Below are 21726 nucleotides of genomic sequence, written 5' to 3' on the forward strand. Positions count from 1 at the left end.
TGCTTCATCTATCGAAATTCGATAGGTTTCCATCGTAGGTCGATGGGAGGAAGAGTCGTGGGAAAGCTGGCAGTGCGCGCGCTGCGCGCCGTGCTCGTGGTGGTGCTCACCGGCACCGTGTTCGTACAGGTACTGATGGCGTGGGTGCTGGTCAGCGGGAGCGACCCGGAGGGCGGGTCGCTCCCGCTGACCGCGTTGCGCGTGGTCACGATCCTGGGGATGGTGTCGGCTCAGGTCGCCCTGGTCTGTGTATGGCGGCTGGTGACGATGGTGCGACGGGGAACGGTGTTCTCCCACGCCGCCTTCCGGTACGTGGACGGCGTGATCGGCGCGATCGTGGCGGCGGCCCTCCTGTGGTTCGCGGTCACGGTCATCAACGCGCCGGGCCAGCGTGACGACCCGGGCGTCACCGTCATCATGGGCGGGGTCGGTGTGGCCATCCTGGGGGTCGCGCTCATCGTGCTCGTGCTGCGGATGCTGCTCGCCCAGGCCGTCGCCCGCGACGGCGAGGCGACGCGGATGCAGGCCGAGCTGGACGAGGTGATCTGATGCCGATCGCCGTCGACATCGACGTGATGCTGGCCAGGCGGAAGATGTCCGTGGGCGAGCTCGCGGACCGCGTAGGGATCACGCCCGCCAACCTGGCGGTACTCAAGAACGGCCGCGCCAAGGCGGTGCGCTTCGCGACGCTCGCCGCGCTCTGCGAGGTACTCAAGTGCCAGCCGGGCGACCTGCTGCGCTGGGAGGCAGAGGCAGAGGACACCGCGGGCGAATGAAGCCCTCCCTGCTGGCGGTGGTTGAGTGGATCACCTCGGCGTACGGCCCGATCCCGATCCCCTGTCCCCGAAGCGATGCCTGCCGGCGGAGGCGAGGCGACGGTGCGGCGCATGCTGGGCCGCATCGACGGCGATGAGTTGGACCGGGCGATGCGCCGCTGGCCGGCCGACCGGCGTGCTGGGGCCGAGACGGACGTCACGCGACTACGCCGAAGCCCTGCCCCGCCCGCCACCGTGACGCGTATGACGCTGCCGGTCGCCACGTTCCCTAGAGCGAGTCGGCGAACCGCTTGAAGGCGGCCTTGAGGCTCGGGCCGATTATTCCGTCGGCGCCGCCGTGGTAGCCCCAGGTCACCAGCCAGCGCTGCAGCGCCGCCACCGTGTACCCTTCGAGGTTTCCGTCGAACGGGCCGTTGTAGCTCCAGTACTTCCAGAGGAAGTGCTGTATCGCGCTCCAGCTGGTGCGATCGAGCCGCCCATTGATCGGGCCGTTGTAGCCCCAGTCCTCCTTCAGCCATTGCTGGACCTTCTTGGCCTCACCGGTACTGAGGCCGAGGTTTTCGGCCTGCAGGGCGGCGGCTTGGGTGGTGCTTGCCGCCGGCTTGATGGCCGTTGTGTCCGCGGCGAGGCTGGTGCCCGCGGTCGCGAGGGTGCCGGCGGCTATTGCGGCGGCGGTGGCGACACTGACGAGCGTTTTGGTCAGGACTCGCATTTCTTCCCTTCCGATGGGTGGGGCCGACCGCGACGTCGGCTCGCCAACGAGATTGCGGGAAGAGGGGCAGGAGTTGCCACGGTTGCCGGGGAAATGACGTACTCGTGGGATGTCCCACGCCCTGACCAGCTGGGACGTCGCCCGCTGTGGGGGTTGGGTGGGACGGTCCCAGGCCCCGGCTCCGGCTGCCAGTGGCCGTTGGCCACATGGATGGCATACACCGACCTGGCCGGCCCTTCGCCACCTTGATGTTCACCGCGGGCGCACTGGGCGATCGCTGCGGTCACCGAGCCGTGCTCGTAACACAGCGGGTTCTACCTGCAGGGCGCGCGGGGCTTTTCGCCGACGCTCACGTCATGCACGTCGGCGCGGGTACAGGAGCTCGAATCGGTCGAGGAGGCAGCCGTTCGGTGACTGGGGCGGCCCCCGAAGCCGGGGCCGCTGCCCGATCCGCCAACGATCACAGCCAGCTTTCCCGGGCCGAGGTCGGCGCGCCGTTCGCTTCCCCGACTGGTGGAAGCGCCAGCTCTCCACGCGCCACACCGTCCAGCAGCCTGCGCACCGCACTCGTGATCTCCGCTACGGCGTCGCGCACCTGCGCCGGATCGTCCGGGCCGACCTCCTTGTCGGCGACACCGGCCTCCGCCAGCAGTGACCGGAGGTCCGACAACTGCTCTGCCACCCACTTCAACGGGTCGGCCGACAGCTCGTCCACGAATACGCGCTCACCGGGATCCCAGCCGTCGAAGCGCGGATGGTGGTGGGCACGGTCCAGGCTGCCGACGGGGCCCGACACCGACTCCAGCAGGTCCGCACGCCAGATGGGCCGATCGACGACGATGGGCCGGGCAGCGTAGATCGTCCCTGTCAGGGGGCCCCGCTCCAGCAGGCGGACTTCCAGGCGTACTCCTCGCTCGGGCCCTTCCTGCCCCGGGATCGGGTCCGGATCGATGAAGTACAGATCGCTCACGACCACACCGACACGCTCGAAGCCGAAGGCGTACAGCATGAACCCTCCCGGTTCGTTGCCGTTGGACTGCCGGATCGAAATGGGGATCCATTCCTACCCCGGGCCGCCGTGCTCGGAACTCCGCGGTGCGCCATTCAGCACACCTGCCTGCCAGCGGGTGACGACGCCGGTGTGCCCACCCGCGGCCGGGCGCCCGCCTTGCCCGGCAGCGGGTCCGCTCCGACCCGTCAGCGCAGCCGACGCACGAAGACGTCCTGTACTCGGTTGGTGTCGTCGGACACCAGGTTGCCGGCCGTGCTGTCGAACAGCACCGCGGACCCGGTACGGTCGGCCGCGGTCGCGCCGGACCAGCCGTCGGCCTGCACATTGCCCTTGCCGACGCTGACGCGTTCGACGGTGCCCGTGTCCATGTCACGGACGAACACGTCGTTCTCCTCGTTGGTGTCGCCGGGCACCAGGTTCGAGGCGTAGGACGAGAAGAACACCTTGCGGCCGTCGGCGCTGATGGCCATCCCGCCGTGCGATTCGCGGTTCGCGGGCTTCCCGTCCTGTGTCTCGCTGACCCTCCGCACGGTGTCGCGGTCGAGGTCGCGGAGGAAGACTACTTCCCAGAGGACGTAGAGGGTGCCGTCATTGCCCACGACGAACACGTCGCGCTGGTCGTTCGCCTGGGACCCGGTCGCGAACCCGGCGCCGCGCGGGGCGAAGTCGGTCGGCGTCAGCTCCGCGCGGTGGGTGTCGGAGGCCGTGGTGAAGACCCACCGGACGACCCGGAGCCTGCCGTCGTTGTCGACGACGAACGCGTCGACCTGCCGTTCGGCCTGGAGCGCGCCGGCCACCCCGGCCCCGTCCGGGGCGAGCCCCGAGGCGCCGAGCGGCAGGGGCGGTGTGTAGGTCCCCACGGAGGTGGGGCCGTCGAGCACGTAGTTCGTGAAGAGCCCGCCATCGGCGCCCACGGTGACGACGAACGCGGCGCTCACCTCCGGCTTCGCCGCGACCTTGCCGGCCTTGCCGGCCGGGTCGGTTGTGGTGGTTGTGGTGGTCGTGATGGCCTGGTCGGCCGGGGGTCTCCGGTGGCCGGCCGCGGCGAAGGCGGGACTGCCCAGCCCCGCCACCCCGGCGGCCAGTGCCGCTCCGCCCGCGACCTTGATGATGGTGCGCCGGGGCACCGGCTGTCTGTCCATGAGCCCTCCCGATTCCCGATTCCCGATCCCCGATTCTGTTTCCCGATTCCGTGGTGGTGCGTGAGGCGTCCGAGAAGCACACAGAGCGTCCTGTAGCGAAGGGTCGGAGGGGAGCGTTCCGCAGCGGATTGGCGCGATCCGGTGCTGTGTGGTCTCAGGAAGCCCGGGGCCTTACGGGACGGCTCCTCCGTCCCGCACCGGCCGACACGGCCCGTACATCCGAACCGCGCACGGTGCGGAAACGTGCCGCAGGGCCTGCGGGGGTTCGCCGGCTGTGTGAGACATCCCTCTCCCGTCGTCGTGGCGTTGGTGGCCCGGGAAGGTTGACCATGTAGTCATGACCTCCTCGCCCCGCCCGCCGCACGTCGGTGGCCGACCGGATCCGACAGTCGGGACTATCGCGCTCGGTGGGGAGTCCGCTCCCGCCCGCGGGTACCTGCTGGACAACGCGCGCGCCGAGGCGGGCGAACGATTCGTCTGGCTGGCCGAACTGTTCGACGGTGTGACGCGCGGACACTTCGATCGACTGGGGGTCGGGACCGGCTGGCGCTGCTGGGAAGTGGGGGCCGGTGGCCCCGGTCTCCCGGAGGCGCTCGCGGCGGCGGTCGGCCCGACCGGGCACGTGCTGGCCACGGACATCGACCCGTCGTGGCTGAAGGCAGGCGACGGGTACGAGGTGCGCCGGCACGACGTCGCCGCTGATCCGCCCCCGGAGCCGGGGACGTTCGACCTGGTGCACGCCCGGCTCGTGCTGGTCCATGTACCCGACCGGGCCCGGGCGTTGGCCACGATGGCGGCAGCGCTGCGGCCCGGCGGCTGGCTGCTGGTCGAGGACGCCGATACCGCTCTGCAGCCACTGGCATGCCTGGACGACAGCGGCCCCGCGCAGCGGCGGGCCAACCGGCTGCGCGACGCGGTCCGGGAGCTGCTGACGCGCCGCGGCGCGGACCTGCGTTACGGCCGGACACTGCCGCGGGCATTGCGTGAGGCCGGCTTGGTAGATGTCGCCGCGGCGGGCTCTTTCCCGGTCGGCGGGCCGGCCTGCGACCGGCTGGAGGCGGCGACCATCCGGCACGTGCGCGGCGAGCTGCTCGCGGCCGGCCTGACCGACGACGCCGAGATCGACGCGCACCTGGCCGCCATCGACGCGGGCGAACTCGACCTGACACTCGCGCCACTGATCTCGGCCTGGGGACGCCGTCCAGCCGAGCACGCTCCAGCACTCGGTTAGGTACAGACCCAGGCGTCATCCGACCTGCCCCCGGCGCTGTTGGCCGAGGGGGGCCAGGCAGCTCGCGCAGGCGCGCTGCGCGTCACCGGAGCCAGGGGCCAGCCCCGGGCACGGGCTTCGAAGATCATGGAGTTCTCGACGCCCCGTGATCCGAGTGGAAGACCGTGCCCGCCGACGCGTCATCCCCGGTCCCGGCTGCTCTTCACCAACTCCGCGAGTGGTCCGAACCTCGCCCCTGCGGCCACAGGCGGCCCACCCATTCACACTCGGGGATCGCGCCTTCCCAGTCGTCGGTGCACCGGTCGGCCCAGGCCCTGCCCACCATGACCGGCCGGGTCGCCAGGTCGCCGGCGGCCTCCTGCACCCGTAGCACCAGACCGAGCCCGTTGACTCCAGGGTTCCCCCGCGGACCGTAGGACACATCGAGCACCTCACTCCCGTGAGCGTGCAGGAGGAACCTCTCCAGATCGGCCGGGGCACAGGCGGTCAACTCCCGCCCCCAGAGCGTCACCTGCGGGCCGTGGATCGCGTCGACCGCGACGCAGAACAACCGACCGTCGATGAAGTAGACGTGCACGGCAGGCTCCGCACGCCTTGTGCCGAACTCCACGCCGAGGGTCTCCTCGAACGAGGGATCAGCCTGGAACCGACGCAGTTCGGTCATGCCCGACAGCGCTGCGGTGACCTCATCGACGCGCATGCCGAAGCACAGCGGCCCGACGCCTTCCAGGGGCGTCAGCTCCCAGTCCAACCGCGTCGGCCCCTTCGCGGCACCTCGAAGCTCTGCTGCCGGCATCTCTCCACCCGTTCCATTCCCGTCCCCGTTGCCGTCCGCATGCCGAGCCGCCTCGATTCCCGGCGCTCGACATCACCCTGGCATTACATCAAGCTCAAGATCGTTCACGGAAACTCCGGCAGTGCCGCTTCGGCCGGGCCCGTGGCGCGATGGCGTCCCCGCCGGCCGTGCGGGGCGAGTCGGCGAGGCACTCGTCCGCTCGACGAGCGTTGCGGCAACGTCCTCGGCGCCGAGTGTGGACGGTCGGAGATCCTCTGGGGGAGGTCGTCCACCCTGAGCGGTTCAACAACTTGCCAGGCAGACATTGACGATTCATCAAACAAGCGTTGATCGTTTGTTGAGCGCCGGTTCCTAGCCTCGTCGAGGCAGCCACCCCGGGCGGATCACGTCCCGGGGCCACTCGAGGAGTGAGGAAACGTTCCCGTGCAGGCATTGACCAAGAAGTCGTCCACCAAGCCGCTCAAGAAGTCCCACATATGGGGCGCTCTCGCCCTGGCCACCTTCGGCATAGCCGCCCTGCCGGCGACGGCGCAGGCGGCCGCACAGGCCGGGCCGTTAGTCGGGCTCGCCGGGAAGTGCCTGGACGTGCGTGGCGGCGTCCGTGACAACGGCACCCCGGTGCAGCTCTTCGGCTGCAACGGCACGGAGTCCCAGAGATGGACGTACGTCGAGCAGCCCGGTGAGATCGGCGCCACGATGAAGGCGTTCGGAAAGTGCCTGGACGTCGCGTCCAGCGGCACGGCCGACGGCACCCCCGTCCAGTTGTGGGACTGCAACGGCACAGGCGCCCAGAAGTGGGTCCGCTACCAGGGCGACGTCCTGGTCAACCCGCAGTCCAACAAGTGCCTGGACGTCCGCGCCGGCAACGTCAACGACGGCACCCCGGTACAGATCTACACCTGCAACTACACCGCGTCCCAGGTCTGGAAGTTCTCCGACGGCGGCACCCCGAACCCGAACCCGGGCACCGGGTCGCTCCAGCGCCAGGTCTTCGACCTCGTCAACGACTACCGCGCGCAGCACGGCAAGGCGCGCCTGGAGTACGACCCCATCGTCGAGCGCGCCGCCCAGGACGAGGCCGACGAAGAGGCGCGGCGGCAGCAGCAGGGTCACTTCATCGGGACGATGGACTCACTCCGCAAGTACGGCTACCCGCGCTCGTTCAGCGAGGTCGCCGAGAACGCGGCGGGTCACCCCGGCTTCTGGAAGGACGCCCGGTCGGTGGTCGACGCGTGGATCAAGGAGCCGCTGCACGAGCGGAACATCCTCGACGACCGGCACAAGTACACCGGCGTCGGCGTCACGATCGACTCCAACGGCACGTACTGGTGGGCGCAGGACTTCGTCGGCTGACCGAGCCGGCGGTCCTGATATGCGCCTATGGGCGGGTCCCGCAAGCGCAGTCTGGCCGTTGGGCTGCCGAGGCTGAGGATCGCGGCGGTCGTGGGGTCGTGTTGGCGCACGAGAAACGCCGCGGTTTCGCGGGCGGCAGAACGCTCAACCGGCCTCCGGCCGCCCTCGTCCTTCTACGCTGGAAGGGTGAGTACCGAAGTGTCGAAGCCCGCGCCCGCATCCGCGCCCGCATCCGCGCCCGCCCGTGTCATCCCCCTCCGCCCCGCCCGAGAGCCTCTCTGGCGGAACGTCGTGGGGGAGGTGTTGCGCCGCGAGCGGCTGGCGCAGAAGCGGACGCTCAAGGACGTGGCCGACGCCGGGCGGATCTCCATGCCCTACCTCTCCGAGGTGGAGCGTGGGCTGAAGGAGGCGTCCTCCGAAGTGCTCGCGGCCGCCGCCACGGCACTCGGGCTCAGCCTGGCCGAGCTGCTCGCCCTGGTCCAGGCGGAGCTCATCCGCCTGGCCAGCCGTACGCACGTCCGCTCGGTCGGGCTGGCAGCGTCGCAGGCGCAACCTCGTCAGGGCGAAGTGCGCCTCGCCGCCTGATCGCCTGCCCGACCGGCTGACGTCGTTTCGTCGGGTGGCCGCCCACCCCCGTAGCGCGGCCACCCGCCCCCGGCGGCTACGCGGCCGTCGGCAGGACCCGGCGGGTGAGGACCGCGTCCGCGAGGCCGTAGTCCACCGCCTCCTGCGCGGTGAAGACCTTGTCGCGGTCCATGTCGGCGCGCAGGGACGCGACGTCGTGGCCGGTGTGCCGGGAGAGGACCTCTTCGACCTCCGAGCGGATGCGGAGCATCTCCTTGGCCTGCAGGGTGAGGTCGGAGACGGTCCCCTGCCGGCCCCCGCTCGCCGGCTGTCCGAGCAGGATCCGCGCGTGTTCGAGGACAAAGCGCCGGCCCGGGTCGCCGCCGGCGAGAAGTACGGCCGCGGTGGAGGCGGCCTGGCCGACGCAGAACGTGGAGATCGGGGCGCGGACGAAGGACATCGTGTCGTAGATGGCCATGAGGGAAGTGAAGGATCCGCCCGGGGAGTTGATGTAGAGGGCGATCTCGCTGTCCGGGCTGGACGATTCGAGGTGGAGCAACTGGGCGATGACGACGTTGGCGACGCCGTCGTCGATCTCCGTGCCGAGGAAGATGATGCGCTCGGACAGCAGCCGGCTGAAGACGTCGTAGGCCCGCTCACCGTTCGAGGTGCGCTCGACCACGGTGGGAATGGTGTACTGGCTCATGTCGTTCAGAGTCCGATCCGTCGCTTGGTGCCGGCCGGGCGGACGTCCTCCAGGGACTCCACGACGCGGTCGATCATGCCGTAGTCCTTCGCCTGCTGCGCCGTGAACCACCGGTCGCGGTCGCCGTCGCGGGAGATGGTCTCCTCGGACTGGCCGGTGTGTTCGGCGGTGATGCGCTCGATGGCCTTCTTGGTGAATTCGAGGTTCTCGGCCTGGATGGCGATGTCGGCGACGGTGCCGCCGATACCTGCCGACGGCTGGTGCATCATGATCCGCGCGTTCGGCAGGGCGTAGCGCTTGCCCGGCGTTCCGACGGTGAGCAGGAACTGTCCCATGCTGGCGGCGAATCCCATGGCGAGGGTGGAGACGTCGTTGGGGATCAGCCGCATCGTGTCGTAGATCGCCAGCCCGGCCGTGACCGAGCCGCCGGGGCTGTTGATGCACAGGGCGATGTCGGTGCGGGGGTCCTCGGCGGACAGGAGCAGCAGCTGCGCGCAGACGCGGTTGGCGGAGGCCTCGTTGACTTCCGTGCCGAGGAAGACGATGCGCTGCATGAGCAGCAGCGAGGCGAGGTGGTCGTCGAAGCGGGTCGGGGAGGTGTCGCCGTCTGTGGCGCGCGGTTCGAGGGCGAGGGGTGAGAAGCAGGGTGACATGAGTGGTGACATGAGGTCTCCTCGGCCGGTCAGTGGCGTGGCTGGGTCTCCACCACTCTCCGGCCGTCGGCGGCCCCGCGACAGCTTTCTCTGCCCCCGGCAGATTCGCCGAGGGCAGAGCGAGGGCCTGTAGCGGTACCCGCCAAATCGGCATCAGCCCTGGTCACGAGCGCGCCGAGGTCGCGCCGTACTGCAGATGCGCAATCGCCCCGACCAGATGGTCGGGGCGATTGCGCATCTGTGGCGTCCTCGCCAGCGCCGCCTACCGCCCTGCTGTCGGCCTACCGTCTGCTGTCGGCCTGACGGCAGAGGCGGCCAGCGGTCAGCTCAGATGCCGGGTGAAGAACTGGTCCGCGGCGTCCCCCGCGAACTGCGGGACGCCGGTGTGCCCGCCCATATTGGCGTGCAGGGTCTTCTCCTTGGAGCCGAAGGTGTCGAACAGGTCCAGGGCCGCCTGCCGGTCGTTCCCTTCGTCGTCCCACTGCAGCAGGACGTGCAGCGGAATGGTGACCTGGCGGGCTTCCTCGAACATGGCGCGGGGCACGAGACTCCCGGCGAACAGAACGGCGGCCGCGATGCGCGGTTCGACCACCGCCAGCCGGATGCCGATGGAGATCACTCCCCCCGAGTATCCGACCGGGCCGTCGATCCCGGGCAGCGAAAGGAGGGCGTCCAGGGCGGCCTGCCATTCCGGGACCGCCTTGTCGACGAGCGGGAGGACGAGGGCGTCGACGATCTCGTCGCTGACCGGCTCGCCGGCCCCCATCGCCCGCCGCAGGTCGGCTCGGGCCTGTTCGAGGGCATCCCAGCGGGGCCGTTCACCGCTTCCGGGGAGCTCGATGGTGGCCGTGGCGAAACCCTTTGCCGCGGAGTGCCGGGCTCGGGCCACCAGCCGGGGGTACATCTTGTGCAGCCCGAGGGGAGGGTTGCCGAGCAGGATCAGCGGCACCGGTGCGGACGCGGATGCGGAGGCGGGCATCCACAGGATGCCGGGGATGTGGCCGAGGGTGAAGCCGCGCTCGATGACGCCGTCGTCGAGACGCTTCTCAGAAGTGAAATGCATGGTCGTGCCTTTCGGGAGTGCTCAGGAATGGCGCTCCCGGACGACCTGTCTACCGTCCGACCGTGACCCCGGAGGGGAGCACCCATGTCGATACTGCGTTCACGGGTACCACCTCCTCGTTCTCTTGCACGGCTTCCGGAAAGGTAGCAGTGGTCGCCGTGATCCGCCAACGGGTTTTCGCGGAGGCCCGTGACTGGACAGTCGATCTCGTCCAGCATTGGGTGGACAACCCTTAGATCCGCTAGATCCGCTAGATCCGCTAGATCCGCTAGATCCGTGAGTTGCGCAGCGATTGCCACACAGCGCCGGCCAGCGCCCGTGTCGCCCGCGGCACCGACAGGTGCTCGTGTTCGCGGTACAGGGCCCAGTTGTATTGCACGAGCGAGAGCTTGTTGGAGGACAGCGATCCCGCCTGGTGGGCCCTGTACACCGCGAGCGGCTCAGCCAGGCCCCGGGCGTCGGCGCCGTCCCGCATGATCGACAGCCAGAGGGCGTAGTCCTGGCGCTTGCGCATCTCCGGCATCAGCCTCGTGCCCAGGACATTGCGGTCGTACATGGCGGTGAGAGCACCGATGTAGTCCCGGACCAGCATCGCGCGGTAGTCCACGTGCTCCCGCGCACGGACCACCCGGCCGTTCGGGACCCAGTCGGTGCTCTCGCCGTCGTAGTCGGCGTCCATCTTGAAGTACGAGGTGAACGTCAAAGGCGCGGTGCCCTCCGCGGCGAAGGCGAGCTGCTTCTCGGTCTTCTCCGGAAGCCACATGTCGTCGCTGTCGAGAAAGGCGATGTAGTCCCCGCGGGCCCGCTCGATCGCGAGGTTGCGGGCCCGGCCCGCACCGCCCCGTTCGGGTGCCGACTGAGGCAGGACGCGCTCGTCCTGCTCGGCGAACTCGCGGAGCAGGTCCATGGACCCATCGGAGGACTGGTCGTCGGTGATCAGCAGCTCCAGATCGCTGTGGGTCTGCGTCAGCACCGATCGGACGGCTGCGCCGAGGGTGGCCGCCGAGTTGTAGACGGGCATCACGACAGACACCAGGGGCACAGCGCTTCTCCTTGCCAGACCAGGAACGACGGTCCATTCAAGCACCGCAATCGAGTAGGAGCTGCCAGCACCGAGACCGCACGTGTCCGAACGGACCACGAGGCCTGCCCGCGTACCCGTGCCAGAACGAGAAGATGCGTTCCGGTGGGAGTGAGATGCCCGAAACAGAGTGGTAGCGCCTATGAGGGGACCCACGGACGGATCCCCGAACTCTTGGAGGCCCTCGACTGGTTGGTGGCGCGGCTGGCCGAGGCCGGGCACGAGGTGTTCGGGTGCGATGTGTCGGTCACCATGGTGGAGCTGGCCCGTAGCCAGGTCCCCGCCGCCCGTTTCGAGCAGATCGACCTCCGTGACCTGCCGGAGAATCCGGGTGCCTGGGACGCGGTGACCGCGTTCTTCCCGTTGCTGCAGATGTCCCGGGCCGACATCGCCGCTACCGGGCGGCGGATCGGCGCCTGGCTCAAACCCGGCGGCCCCGACGTCCCGCCGCACACCCTGGCCGGTCCCTATCCGCTGCCCACCGCCTACCGGGGGCCGCACGCACTCGGCCAGGACGGCTGGCTGGGCATGGAGGCCCGCTTCGAACGCCGCGACATCACCCTCGTCGCCGACAGACTGGCGGGCAACACCCGGGTGCTCGACATCGGCGGCGGCACCGGCGCGGTCGTCAAGGAGATCACCGCCAGGCTGGGCGCTTGTACGACCGTCGAGCCGCACCTGGACCGCGAGCAGAGCATGCGGCCCCTCACCCGCGCCATCAACGCCGCCTTCCCCACCACCGAACGCCGCGTCGACGCCCTCGACGACGTCCTGTCCGACGTGACGACCGTCCACGCCACCGCCTTCGCCGAGCGCCCCTCGCGTACGGGGGACCTCGTCGCCGACTACGCCCGGCCCTTGTGCACCCCCGTCCCCGCACACGCCAAACTCTGCTGCTCCTCGGCTCCGCCTGCCAGGACGTCCCACCCGCGACGCCCACCCCCGCCTTCGGCACCGGCGTCCACAACTGGCCCGGCGCCGCCTACAGCCTGCGGCTGGCCCGCCATGCCCTGGCTGCCCTCGCCCGGGCATGCCCCGGCCTCGTACTCACCGAACTCGTCGAAGAAGGCGTGGAAAACAGTGAGCCTTGGCCGCTCAACGCCCTCACCCGCGGGCCGGCGCGGCTGAACGCCACCTGGTGAGGTCTGTGCCGACGTTTCGGGGGCGGCACTGGAACCACGTGCCGCCCCCGGAACATTCACCGCCTCGTACGTCCTACTCGGCGGGCTTACGGAGGAAGGTGACCTCCGGGAAGGACGGGGACGGCCGGTCGAGGAGCGGGCTGGGGACGCCTCGCAGGTGGCGGTCGAGGAACGCGCTCACGTACGCGCGGGTGAGCGCGGTGGAACGGGCGCCGTCCACGGTGCCGAAGCTGCCGGGGATCTCGTCCGGCGGGATCGTGGGGGGTACGCCGAACCGGTCGGTGATCCACGGGGCGTCGGTGAACGTGAAGTGGCCGCCCTCGGGCACGTCGAGCCAGCGCTTCCAGCCGGTGAGCCGTTGCCACGTCCGCTCCCAGTTGGGCTCCGAGTCCGGATCGCCGGCGCGGCGGGCGCCGAGCAGGAGCACCGGCTTGCGCAGCCCCTCCGCGGGCGGGTCGACGGTGAAGTCGCCGTCGAGGTTGACGGCCGCGTCCACGCGCCGGTCGGTGCGCAGCGCCTGGACCGCGCTGGCGCCGCCGATGGAGTGGCCGGCCACGGCGATCCGGGTCCGGTCGACGGGCAGGGGGCCGCGGGGTCCGGTCAGCCGGTCGATGAGGAAGCTGATGTCCTTGGCGCGATGACGGACGACGTCGCCTCCGGCCTCCGGGAGCGTGCCGCAGATCTCGCACTGCTCGACGCGGCCGCCCGGGAACTGCACGGGGGCCTCGTAGGTGTGGTCGATCGCGGCCACCGCGTACCCGCGGGACGCGAGGTCCTCGCCGAGCGCGGTGAGCGTCAGACGGCTCATGCCGAAGCCGGGGGAGAGGACGACGAGCGGCCGTGGCCCGGCCGCCGGGCGGGCGCCCTCGACGGCGTTCGTCCGGACGCGGGCGAGGTCCTCCCGGCCGGCCGTCGCCTTCGACACCTGCGGCGACATGTACGGCGCCGTGCGGCCGCGACCGTCCTGGTGGCGTGCCGGGTACCACAGGGAGACCATCGCCTCGCGGTGGCCCGCGGACGGCTTCCAGGGGTCGGTCCGGGAGGTGTCGACCAGGTGGAGGGTGCGCGTGCCCACCGCCTCACGGCCCGTCGGGGCGGGCACCTGGGCAGGGGCCTCTCCGGCGGGCGCCGTGGAGCGCCCGGCCGCGGCGGCCACTTCCGGTGTCGCCGCCGCTGCCAGGGCGGGTGCCTGGGGGACTGCGAGGGCTACGAGGAGCGCGGCAGCGCCGGTGGCCCTTCGTGCCGCCTTGCCGCGGGCTCGCCTCCGCGTGTTCCGCTGCGCGGGTGTCTGCGGTGTCCGTATCCGTTCGTGTGCCGGTGCGTGCGTCTGTGTCTGATTCCGCGGTGTCCAGAACATGATCATGAAAATAGGGTGTACGGCACGGCCTGGTCATCCACCGCAGGTCGGAGATGCGCCGGCGCACGGGTGCCCCGGCGCCCCGTGATCCCGGAGCCGGTCCATGGGCCTCGCCTCAGGCGTGCGGGATGACGAAGTTGTACCCGACCGCCTCGTGCGCGCCACCCGCCGGGCAGGCGCCCTTGGTGGGGTAGCCCCAGAAGAAGAGGCCGAAGCACTTGCCGCAGAACCGCCAGTAGGCCTGGCTCCTGGAGGTCTCGACCACATCGTGCGGCAGCACGTAGTTGAAGCCCTCCGCGTAGTGGGAGCCGCCCGCCGGGCACCAGCCGCCGCTCGGGTAGCCGAAGAAGAAGAGGCCGTAGCACCTTTTGCAGGCGCGCCAGTTGGCTTGCGCGTTCGCTGTCTCGGGTACGTCGTGGGGCATCATGAAGGAGTACCCGGCCAGATAGTGACCGGCACTGGCGCCGGCGCAGCGGCCGACGCCCAGCCCGAAGTACAGGTGGACCATGCCGTAGCAGCGGTCGCAGAAGCTCCAGCCGTTCTCCTCGACGCGGACGCGCCGGGCAGGCGCCGCATGGGCCGCGGCGCCGCTCGTCCCGACGGCGACGAGGCCGGCCAGTACGCCGAGGCCGCGCACGGCGAAGGCCCTCCGGCCGGATGGTGCGGGCTGTGCACCCGTGGTTCTCGTGGAATCCATGCCGTTCTCCTCCGCCCCTTGCCGCACAACGCTCCCTTACATGAGTCCCCCTCCGGTGCCGCGCGTAGTCCGGCCACCTTCGCGTCGAAGCGGCCGCGGGCCCTCGACGCCGCGGGCAAACGGCCCGCTGGAAGCGTCGTTGTCCGGGGCGCGGGTCGGCCTGCCCCGCGTTAGCCTGTTCATGGGTGTATCGCGAGCTCACGGGCGCCCCTCGGCGGCCGGTGTCGCCGTTTTATCCCGGCGAGTCTCCCCTCCACGCGTGTTGAGGAGGGCATCATCATGGCCCAGCACTACGGCGATCAGCAGCGGAATCAGCCCGGACCCGAAGCCGAGAAGCCACTGCGGATGGTTCCCGGCGTGGGGGAGCACACCGATACCGAGGGCGTGCTGCGGAAATACGTCGATCCGGGAGCGACGCTGACGAGTGCGCCGACCGCCCGGAAAGCCATTGAACAATTCATTAAGGCACGCCAGGGCGACATGAGATCCGGCGGAATCGATCTGCGCGAGGTCGATGCGAGTGAAGGCGCGGCGACGCTGCGGGTGCGGTTCCAGCAGTTCCACGACGGCATACCCGTCTCGGGAGCGACCCTGCAGGCCGTTGCCGACGTCAATCAGGCCGGCGTCATTCAGGTCGACCACGGTGGCGAGCTCGATATGACAGGGGCGCCCGGCCCGGACGCCGCTCGCCCTCTCGACGTTCTCGAAGGAGTGGCCCTCGCGCCCTTCGCGAGGGACTTCGAAGCCGCGGAAGTGGTCAAGGACGACCTCGTCTACCTGCGGGACGACGCCCGGCCCGCCCTGCCGGCGACCGACTATCCCAGCGCCTCGACCGAACTGCTGGCGCAGGGTAGTCCGCCCGACGGCGCACTGCATCTCGTCCGGGACCTCCTGGTGGAAACCACCGGACCCTTCGAGCACTTCCGCGTCGTCGTGGATGCCGTGTCCGGCGAACTGCTCTGGATCGCGCTCGCCAGCAAATACGTGACAGCAGACCTCAAGGTCTTCTCACCGGACCCGGTGACGGAGTCGGACAGCGACACGCTGCACGGCGGAACCAGCGCGGCGACGCTCGACGCCTTCCGGCACGACGTCCAGGTCGAGATCGCTCCCGCCACCGGCGGGAAATTCCGGCTCGACGGCGACTGGTTCCGGTGCAAGGACTGGGACACCCCTACCTTCGCGCAGCCGCAGGAAACAACGCCGGCATTCCAATACAACACCTTTCCCAGTAATCGCGCCTTTCTGAGTGTGAACGCCTACTACTGGCTCGACTCCGCCGCGCGCTATCTCCGCGGCCTGGGAAACACGACGCTGAACGCCAACATGGCGAAGGTCGACATCGACGCCCAGGCGTTCGACGGCGCTGACAACAGCCAGTGGTTCGGATCCACGCCACCCCCGAAGATCCGCTTCGGCGAGGGCGGCACACCGGACGCCGCCGACTTCGGCGTCATCATCCACGAATACACGCACGGAGTCTGCCAATGGCTCGGGGCGGACCACGGCGGATCGTCCTCCTACGAACACAGCATCTGCGACGCCCTGCCCGCCATCTACCGGGACCGCTTCAACCCCGCCGGGAACAGGCGCACCGAGACGTTCCCGTTCGACAACAACGCCACCGACCGGTGGAGCTCGGAGCGCCGGCTCGACCGCACCGAGCGGTTCGACGACGCGGAGTTCAGTACCTACGGACACGATCTCCGCGCCTCGATGCTCGGCACGGCCCTGTGGCGGTGCTACCTGGGCATGGGCGGGGACTCCTCGGACCCCGCCGAGAGAGTGACCGCGGCCGACACCATGATCAAAACAATCATGGAGATGCTGCTCATCGTGCCGGACGACCAGTCCACCGAGGCGGCGCACGCCGTCAGCCTGGCCCAGGGCTGCATCGCCGCGGACACGACACTCACCGGAGGCCTGTTCAGCAAGATGATGGACGAGGCCTTCACCGGCCAGGGGCTGTGGGCGCGGCGCGAGGTGGACGTCTGGGTCGCGGACACCCCGGCCGACACCGGGGCCCTGCCGAGCGCGCGGGCGCACATGACCTCGCCCGACATCTGGGTCCGCAACAACGCCGCCGACACGGGCGACGATCCCGAAGGCGGGCACCAGACGCCCGTCAGCGGCCAACCGAACCAGGTGTACGTGCGTGTGCACAACCGTGGAACACAGGCGGTCTCGGCCGGAACGTTCCAGCTCGAAGTCTTCCGGTGCGACGGGGACTCCGGGATGATCTGGCCGACGCACTTCCAGTCGATCGGCACGCTGCTGATCGACCAGCCGATCCCGGCCGGCGGTGCGCTGCGTGTCGGGCCCTTGGGGTGGACGCCCGAGTCGGTGGACGGCGCGTTCCTGGCAGCGGTTGTGCACGGCGCACCGGACCCGGCCCTCACCGCCACGCTCAACGGTCCGGTGCCCGCCGAGAAGATCGTTCGTTTCGACAACAACATGGGACTGCGCGATGTGGCCGCGTAGACGGAGGGGCCGGAAGAACGCCCCGGGCGGCGATGGCCAGCCCGCGACGCGGGGGAACGGTATGCCTGCCGGGCAGCCGCTCGCCATCCCCGGAACCTTCGCCTTCCCCGACGCCTTCGCCGTCCCCGACAAACGCCGACCACCGAGCGCGGGCGTCTGGGTCACGCCGGCCACACGCAAGTGGGCCGGTACGCTGCCGGACAAGTTCATCGCGACGCTCGTCGAACTGGTCTCGGCCGAGGCGCTCCGGAACACGGTGGAGGCACTCGCGGCCATCCCCACACGGCACACGTTCTCACCGCACCTCGCTGAGGCCGCCACACTCATAGCGGACCGGTTCACGGCGTCGGGATACCCGGACGTCGTCAGACATACCTGGTCCCACGCCGGCCACAGCGCGGACAACGTCGTCTGCACCAAGCCGGGGACGGACAGCGGCGCGCCCGTCATCATCGTGTGCGCCCACTACGACAGCCGTATGGAAGACCTGCACGACGCGACCGCTCGCGCTCCAGGAGCCGACGACAACGCCAGTGGCGTCGCGGCGATCCTCGAAATCGCACGCCTGCTCGCGCCGGTCGCCCTCTCCGCCACGGTCCGCTTCGTGGCCTTCTCCGGAGAGGAGCAGGGGTTGTGGGGTTCCACGGCGTACGCCGCGGAGCTCCGCGTCGCGGGTGCCGATGTCCACCGGGTCATCAACCTCGACATGATCGGTCGGCCGCCGGCGGACGGTTCCGTGACGGTGGAACGCGACCTGGGAAACGCGGTACCGGGCAACGACGCCGCGTCCGTGGCCCTCGGCGCGGTGATGGCGCAGGCCGCCGCGTCCTATACGACGCTGCCCGTCAGGCTCGGCCCCATCTATGACAGCGACTACATGCCCTTCGAAGCCCGCGGCGACGTCACGGTCGGCGCCTACGAAGGAGAGGGGAACCCCCACTACCACCGGACGACCGACAAGCCGGAGACCCTCGACTACGACTACCTCGCCGCCGTCACCAGGACGGTACTGGCGACCCTGCTCGCCGAAGCGCTGGACGTCACCGACGAAGCGGGTACGGCCGTGGACCTGTACATCCGGGACAGCCTGGCCGACACCGGATCCCAGCCGAGCCCCGCGCCGGACGGGCCGTCTCCCGACATCTGGGTCCGTAACGGCGACATCGGCGCCGGCGACGACCCCGACCTCGGCCACCAGGCGCCCGTCAGCGGTGTGCCCAACCGTTTGTACGTACGCGTGCACAACCGGGGGACGGCCGCCGTGGACGGTGGCGTCGCCCGGGTCCGCGCCTACCGATGTGAGCAGGTCGCGGGGACGATCTGGCCGACCGGCTTCCAGCAGATCGGCACCCTGGTGATCGGCCAGATGATCCCACCCGGCGGCTCGGTGCGCGTCGGGCCGTTCGTATGGACACCCCAGACCACGGATCACGAAGTCATGTTCGCGATCGCGTCGGCCCCCTCCGACCACGCCCTTCCCGATGTCTACCCGGGCGAGATCGACCCCGACATCCTGGTCCGGTTCGACAACAACGTGGGCCGCCGTGACGTGGCTCCCGGGCCGGCGGGACCGGAGGGGTAGGGGCGGTGTCGTCAGGCGTCCGACGGCCCTACCTCGAACATGGGTTCCAGCACGAAGACGGGGATCACACGGTCGGTCGCCTCTTGGTACTCGGCGTACGGCGGGTAGGCGGCGACCGCACGCTCCCACCACCGGGCCTTCTCCTCCCCGCTGATCTCGCGGGCCGTCATGTCCTGGAGCGTCGAGCCGTCCTGGAGCTCCACGTGCGGATCGGACTTGAGGTTGAAGTACCAGACCGGGTGACGCGGGAAACCGCCCTTCGAGGCCACGGCCGCATACCGCCCCTCGTGCTCCACGCGCATCAGTGGAATCTTGCGAATCTTGCCGCTCTTCGCGCCGCGCGTCGTGAGAATGACGACCGGAAGGCCCGTGTCCCACAGCGTCGTCCCCTGCGTGCCGCCCGAGCTCTCGTACAGCTCGACCTGTTCGCGGACCCACTGCGCCGGACTCGGCTCGTACTCGCCCTCAAGAGGCATCGCGGGCACCCCCTTGTCGCTTACGGACTGTGTCGCACAGTTCAGCACAAGCCTCCTGTGGAGACGAGACCGCCGTTCCCCCGGCTCACCCGGGCTCATCCACGAGATCCCAAAAAATTCGGACGGCGATGTCGAGAACCTGTGACCGGCTCCGTCCCCGCAATGAACGCGACCACAATGGGTCGCACCAGCGAGGAGGAACACGATGGCCAAGTACTTGCTGCTCAAGCACTACCGCGGCGCCCCGGCCGCGGTCAACGACGTGCCGATGGACCAGTGGACGCCGCAGGAGATCTCGGCGCACGTGCAGTACATGAACGACTTCGCGGCCCGGCTCGAGAAGACCGGCGAGTTCGTCGACGGTCAGGCGCTCGCCCCCGAGGGGATGTGGGTCCGCTACGACGGCGAGGGGCGCCCACCGGTCACCGACGGCCCGTTCGCCGAGACCAAGGACCTCATCGCCGGCTGGATGGTGATCGACGTCGACACCTACGAGCGCGCCGTCGAGCTGGCCGGGGAACTGTCGGCCGCCCCCGGCGCCGGCGGCAAGCCCATCCACGAGTGGCTCGAGGTGCGCCCGTTCCTGACCGCGCCGCCCACCATCACGGAGTGCTTCCATTGATGGACGAGGCCCTGCTCCGCAGCCTCACCCCGAACGTTCTCGCCGTCCTCGTCCGCCGCGGAGCCGACTTCGCGGCGGCCGAGGACGCCGTGCAGGACGCGCTCATCGAGGCGGTCCGCCTCTGGCCCAGCGACCCCCCACGGGACGCGAAGGGCTGGCTGATCACCGTCGCCTGGCGCAAGTTCCTCGACCAGGCCCGCGCGAACGCCGCCCGCCATCGGCGTGAGGACCTCGTCGACCAGGAGCCGGCACCCGGGCCCACGCCCGCGGTGGACGACACGCTCCAGCTCTACTTCCTGTGCGCCCACCCCTCGCTGACGCCGTCGTCCGCGGTCGCGCTCACCCTGCGTGCCGTCGGCGGGCTCACCACCCGCCAGATCGCCCAGGCCTACCTGGTACCCGAGGCGACCATGGCACAGCGCATCAGCCGGGCCAAGCGCACCGTGGCCGGCATACGGTTCGATCAGCCCGGCGACGTCGCCACCGTGCTGCGCGTCCTCTACCTGGTCTTCAACGAGGGCTACTCCGGCGACGTCGACCTCGCCGCCGAGGCCATCCGGCTCACCCGGCAGCTCGCGGCCCGGGTCGACCACCCCGAGGCGGCGGGGCTGCTCGCCCTCATGCTGCTCCACCACGCCCGGCGCGCCGCCCGGACCGCGCCCGACGGCAGCCTGGTACCCCTCGCCGAACAGGACCGCGGCCGATGGGACACCGAGGCGATCACCGAGGGCATCGCGATCCTCCAGGCGGCCCTCGCCCGCGACCGGCTGGGCGAGTTCCAGGCGCAGGCCGCCATCGCAGCCCTCCACGCCGACGCGCCCACCGCGGAGGAGACAGACTGGACGCAGATCGTCGAGTGGTACGACGAGCTCACGCGCCTGACCGACAACCCCGTCGTCCGGCTCAACCGCGCCGTGGCCGTCGGCGAGGCCGACGGGCCGCGCGCCGGCCTGGCGGCACTCGCGACGCTGGACGCCTCACTACCCCGTTACGCCGCGGTGGCCGCGTACCTCCATGAGCGTGACGGTGACCTGGCGACGGCGGCACGGCTGTACGCCGAGGCGGCCCACAAGGCACCCAATCTCGCCGAGCGCGACCACCTGACACGCCAGGCCGCCCGACTCAACGCCCGCCGGGATCGCTGACTGGTCGCGCTCAGCCGGATCCACCGCCCCGCCCGGCGTGATCCGCCGGTGGGCATCCGGCCGAAGAGGAAGGAAGGCCGCGCGGCTCACGGGTTCGGGGACGCTGTCGCGCCGACCTGTTGGAACGCGTGGTCCTCGGGGCAAGGGCCCGGGTAGACCGAGAAGCGCAGATAGGTCGTGACGTCGCCGCGGCCGCGCCCCGTTCGGTAGCTGACGAGCTCCTGAAGGCCCGTGAACGAATCCAGTGCTTTGGGCGCCAGCGAATTGATAAGAGTCCGGTAGGGACCCGTGGGCACGCCCTCATCGAGGAGAACCGTTTCTACGCGACGGACCACCTCCCGTTCGTCTTCACAAAGATCCGGCATCCGCAGGTAGGTGGTCGCCTCGTCCGCCCGGTCCGCGCCGCCCCGGAACGCCAGGCACGTCCACGCCGACTCACCCGCGTCCTTCCTGTCCGGACCGGCGAGTATGCCGAACGCCTTCGACGCGTGCAGCGGATCGTGGGCCCGTGCTGTCGAGGCGAAAGCATTGACCGTTTCCAGGTCCACGACGCGATTGCGGTAATAGATCTTGGCTCGTGCCTTGGGTCCGTGGGACAGGTCCAGGGCGAAGAACTCGAGCTCCCTGTCGCCGGGGACCAGGCCTTGCGATCGCACCGTGTTCGCCCATGCGGAGCCCATGCCCAGCCGCTCCATGGCTTGCCCGATCACGGCCTCACGCCATCGGTGATCCCATCGGTAGAGCCCGAAGTACGCCTTGAAGACGAGCCCCTCACCAGGGCGCCAGGCCATCGCATGCCACAGGGGCGCGGGCTCGTGGCCGGCGTCGCCGAGGAAAAGGTCCTCGACACTCAGGTACCGGTCGAGACCGACGCCCGGCCGGCTCGCGAGTTTCCGCGACACCTCCATGGCCGATTCGCTGGGCCGGGATGAGCAGAATCCGGCGTCGAAGAGGATCCGGAGCTCCGGTTGGGCTCCTGACCAGTTGATCGAGAATTCGGCCGGGAAGCCGTCCGCGGCAACGTACGAGGGCATTTGGCATTCGTGTCCGATGGGCGTGTCGAACCACTCGGCAAGGACCTCGCGGAGAATTGATTCCATCTGCCTCATGCCCTCATGAGGAAGGCGAAGTGCGC

At 70.0% G+C, this 21726-nt stretch carries 22 protein-coding genes; 10 read left to right on the forward strand and 12 right to left on the reverse strand.

Annotated elements, in window-relative coordinates; translation table 11 throughout:
* Positions 1-57: 57 nt before the first annotated feature.
* Positions 58-549: a DUF2975 domain-containing protein gene (locus AC07BS_RS01745; RefSeq protein ID WP_478929383.1), complete on the forward strand. Its 492-nt coding sequence runs from the start codon at positions 58-60 to the stop codon at positions 547-549.
* On the forward strand, positions 549-776 hold the full coding sequence (locus AC07BS_RS01750; protein WP_478929385.1) for a helix-turn-helix domain-containing protein: 228 nt from the start codon (positions 549-551) through the stop codon (positions 774-776). The genes AC07BS_RS01745 and AC07BS_RS01750 overlap by 1 nt, the downstream gene beginning before the upstream one ends.
* 268 nt (positions 777-1044) lie before the next feature.
* On the opposite strand, the gene AC07BS_RS01755 is transcribed toward AC07BS_RS01750, so the two are convergent.
* The 3 genes from AC07BS_RS01755 to AC07BS_RS01765 form a co-directional block, all read right to left on the reverse strand.
* Positions 1045-1488 (reverse strand): peptidoglycan-binding domain-containing protein, encoded by a 444-nt coding sequence (locus AC07BS_RS01755; RefSeq protein ID WP_478929387.1) that lies wholly within the window; start codon positions 1486-1488, stop codon positions 1045-1047.
* A 460-nt stretch (positions 1489-1948) separates the two neighbouring features.
* A complete protein-coding gene (locus AC07BS_RS01760; protein WP_478929389.1) occupies positions 1949-2497 on the reverse strand; it encodes a hypothetical protein in 549 nt (182 codons plus the stop codon).
* A 188-nt stretch (positions 2498-2685) separates the two neighbouring features.
* Positions 2686-3642 carry a TolB-like translocation protein gene (locus AC07BS_RS01765; RefSeq protein ID WP_478929391.1) on the reverse strand — a complete coding sequence of 319 codons (957 nt, stop codon included), beginning with the start codon at positions 3640-3642 and terminating at the stop codon, positions 2686-2688.
* Positions 3643-3979: 337 nt separating this feature from the next.
* On the opposite strand from AC07BS_RS01765, the gene AC07BS_RS01770 reads away from it, so the two are divergent.
* The gene (locus tag AC07BS_RS01770; protein ID WP_478929393.1) at positions 3980-4873 is read left to right on the forward strand and encodes a methyltransferase domain-containing protein; all 894 of its coding nucleotides are present in this window, start codon (positions 3980-3982) and stop codon (positions 4871-4873) included.
* Positions 4874-5075: 202 nt separating this feature from the next.
* On the opposite strand, the gene AC07BS_RS01775 is transcribed toward AC07BS_RS01770, so the two are convergent.
* Complete coding sequence (locus AC07BS_RS01775) at positions 5076-5624, reverse strand: hypothetical protein (protein WP_478638607.1); 549 nt, start codon at positions 5622-5624, stop codon at positions 5076-5078.
* Positions 5625-6092: 468 nt separating this feature from the next.
* Between AC07BS_RS01775 and AC07BS_RS01780 the strand changes: the two genes are divergently transcribed.
* Both AC07BS_RS01780 and AC07BS_RS01785 read left to right on the forward strand, forming a co-directional pair.
* The gene (locus tag AC07BS_RS01780; RefSeq protein WP_478929395.1) at positions 6093-7022 is read left to right on the forward strand and encodes a ricin-type beta-trefoil lectin domain protein; all 930 of its coding nucleotides are present in this window, start codon (positions 6093-6095) and stop codon (positions 7020-7022) included.
* A gap of 186 nt (positions 7023-7208) precedes the next feature.
* The gene (locus tag AC07BS_RS01785) at positions 7209-7607 is read left to right on the forward strand and encodes a helix-turn-helix domain-containing protein (RefSeq protein ID WP_478929397.1); all 399 of its coding nucleotides are present in this window, start codon (positions 7209-7211) and stop codon (positions 7605-7607) included.
* Positions 7608-7683: 76 nt separating this feature from the next.
* On the opposite strand, the gene AC07BS_RS01790 is transcribed toward AC07BS_RS01785, so the two are convergent.
* The 4 genes from AC07BS_RS01790 to AC07BS_RS01805 all read right to left on the reverse strand — a co-directional run bounded on the left by AC07BS_RS01790 (position 7684) and on the right by AC07BS_RS01805 (position 11050).
* Positions 7684-8292, reverse strand: coding sequence for a ClpP family protease (locus AC07BS_RS01790; RefSeq protein ID WP_478929399.1), 609 nt, complete (start codon positions 8290-8292; stop codon positions 7684-7686).
* 5 nt (positions 8293-8297) lie between these two features.
* Positions 8298-8957, reverse strand: a complete 660-nt coding sequence (locus AC07BS_RS01795) for a ClpP family protease (protein WP_478929401.1) — start codon at positions 8955-8957, stop codon at positions 8298-8300.
* A 310-nt stretch (positions 8958-9267) separates the two neighbouring features.
* The gene (locus tag AC07BS_RS01800) at positions 9268-10008 is read right to left on the reverse strand and encodes a dienelactone hydrolase family protein (RefSeq protein ID WP_478929403.1); all 741 of its coding nucleotides are present in this window, start codon (positions 10006-10008) and stop codon (positions 9268-9270) included.
* Positions 10009-10276: 268 nt separating this feature from the next.
* Positions 10277-11050 (reverse strand): glycosyltransferase family 2 protein, encoded by a 774-nt coding sequence (locus AC07BS_RS01805; RefSeq protein ID WP_478638596.1) that lies wholly within the window; start codon positions 11048-11050, stop codon positions 10277-10279.
* Between the two features lie 213 nt (positions 11051-11263).
* Here AC07BS_RS01805 and AC07BS_RS01810 point away from each other — a divergent pair, with 213 nt between their 5' ends.
* The gene (locus AC07BS_RS01810; RefSeq protein ID WP_478929405.1) at positions 11264-12217 is read left to right on the forward strand and encodes a class I SAM-dependent methyltransferase; all 954 of its coding nucleotides are present in this window, start codon (positions 11264-11266) and stop codon (positions 12215-12217) included.
* A gap of 87 nt (positions 12218-12304) precedes the next feature.
* Here AC07BS_RS01810 and AC07BS_RS01815 read toward each other — a convergent pair whose 3' ends face one another.
* Positions 12305-13333: an alpha/beta hydrolase family protein gene (locus tag AC07BS_RS01815; protein WP_478929407.1), complete on the reverse strand. Its 1029-nt coding sequence runs from the start codon at positions 13331-13333 to the stop codon at positions 12305-12307.
* Positions 13334-13703: 370 nt separating this feature from the next.
* Complete coding sequence (locus AC07BS_RS01820) at positions 13704-14285, reverse strand: hypothetical protein (protein ID WP_478929409.1); 582 nt, start codon at positions 14283-14285, stop codon at positions 13704-13706.
* A 279-nt stretch (positions 14286-14564) separates the two neighbouring features.
* Here AC07BS_RS01820 and AC07BS_RS01825 point away from each other — a divergent pair, with 279 nt between their 5' ends.
* Together AC07BS_RS01825 and AC07BS_RS01830 are read left to right on the forward strand one after the other, a co-directional pair.
* Positions 14565-16766: a hypothetical protein gene (locus tag AC07BS_RS01825; RefSeq protein WP_478929411.1), complete on the forward strand. Its 2202-nt coding sequence runs from the start codon at positions 14565-14567 to the stop codon at positions 16764-16766.
* A 61-nt stretch (positions 16767-16827) separates the two neighbouring features.
* Positions 16828-18348 (forward strand): M20/M25/M40 family metallo-hydrolase, encoded by a 1521-nt coding sequence (locus AC07BS_RS01830; RefSeq protein WP_478929413.1) that lies wholly within the window; start codon positions 16828-16830, stop codon positions 18346-18348.
* An 11-nt stretch (positions 18349-18359) separates the two neighbouring features.
* On the opposite strand, the gene AC07BS_RS01835 is transcribed toward AC07BS_RS01830, so the two are convergent.
* Entirely contained in the window at positions 18360-18824 is a 465-nt protein-coding gene (locus AC07BS_RS01835; protein WP_478929415.1) for a nitroreductase family deazaflavin-dependent oxidoreductase, read from the reverse strand.
* 205 nt (positions 18825-19029) lie between these two features.
* On the opposite strand from AC07BS_RS01835, the gene AC07BS_RS01840 reads away from it, so the two are divergent.
* Positions 19030-19446 (forward strand): YciI family protein, encoded by a 417-nt coding sequence (locus AC07BS_RS01840; RefSeq protein WP_478638586.1) that lies wholly within the window; start codon positions 19030-19032, stop codon positions 19444-19446.
* A complete protein-coding gene (locus AC07BS_RS01845) occupies positions 19446-20591 on the forward strand; it encodes an RNA polymerase sigma factor (RefSeq protein ID WP_478638584.1) in 1146 nt (381 codons plus the stop codon). The genes AC07BS_RS01840 and AC07BS_RS01845 overlap by 1 nt, the downstream gene beginning before the upstream one ends.
* An 86-nt stretch (positions 20592-20677) precedes the next feature.
* Here the strand turns inward: AC07BS_RS01845 and AC07BS_RS01850 are convergent, their stop codons facing one another.
* Positions 20678-21700, reverse strand: coding sequence for a hypothetical protein (locus AC07BS_RS01850; protein ID WP_478929417.1), 1023 nt, complete (start codon positions 21698-21700; stop codon positions 20678-20680).
* Positions 21701-21726 lie beyond the last annotated feature (26 nt).

The organism is Streptomyces sp. NPDC044063, assembly GCF_056434285.1.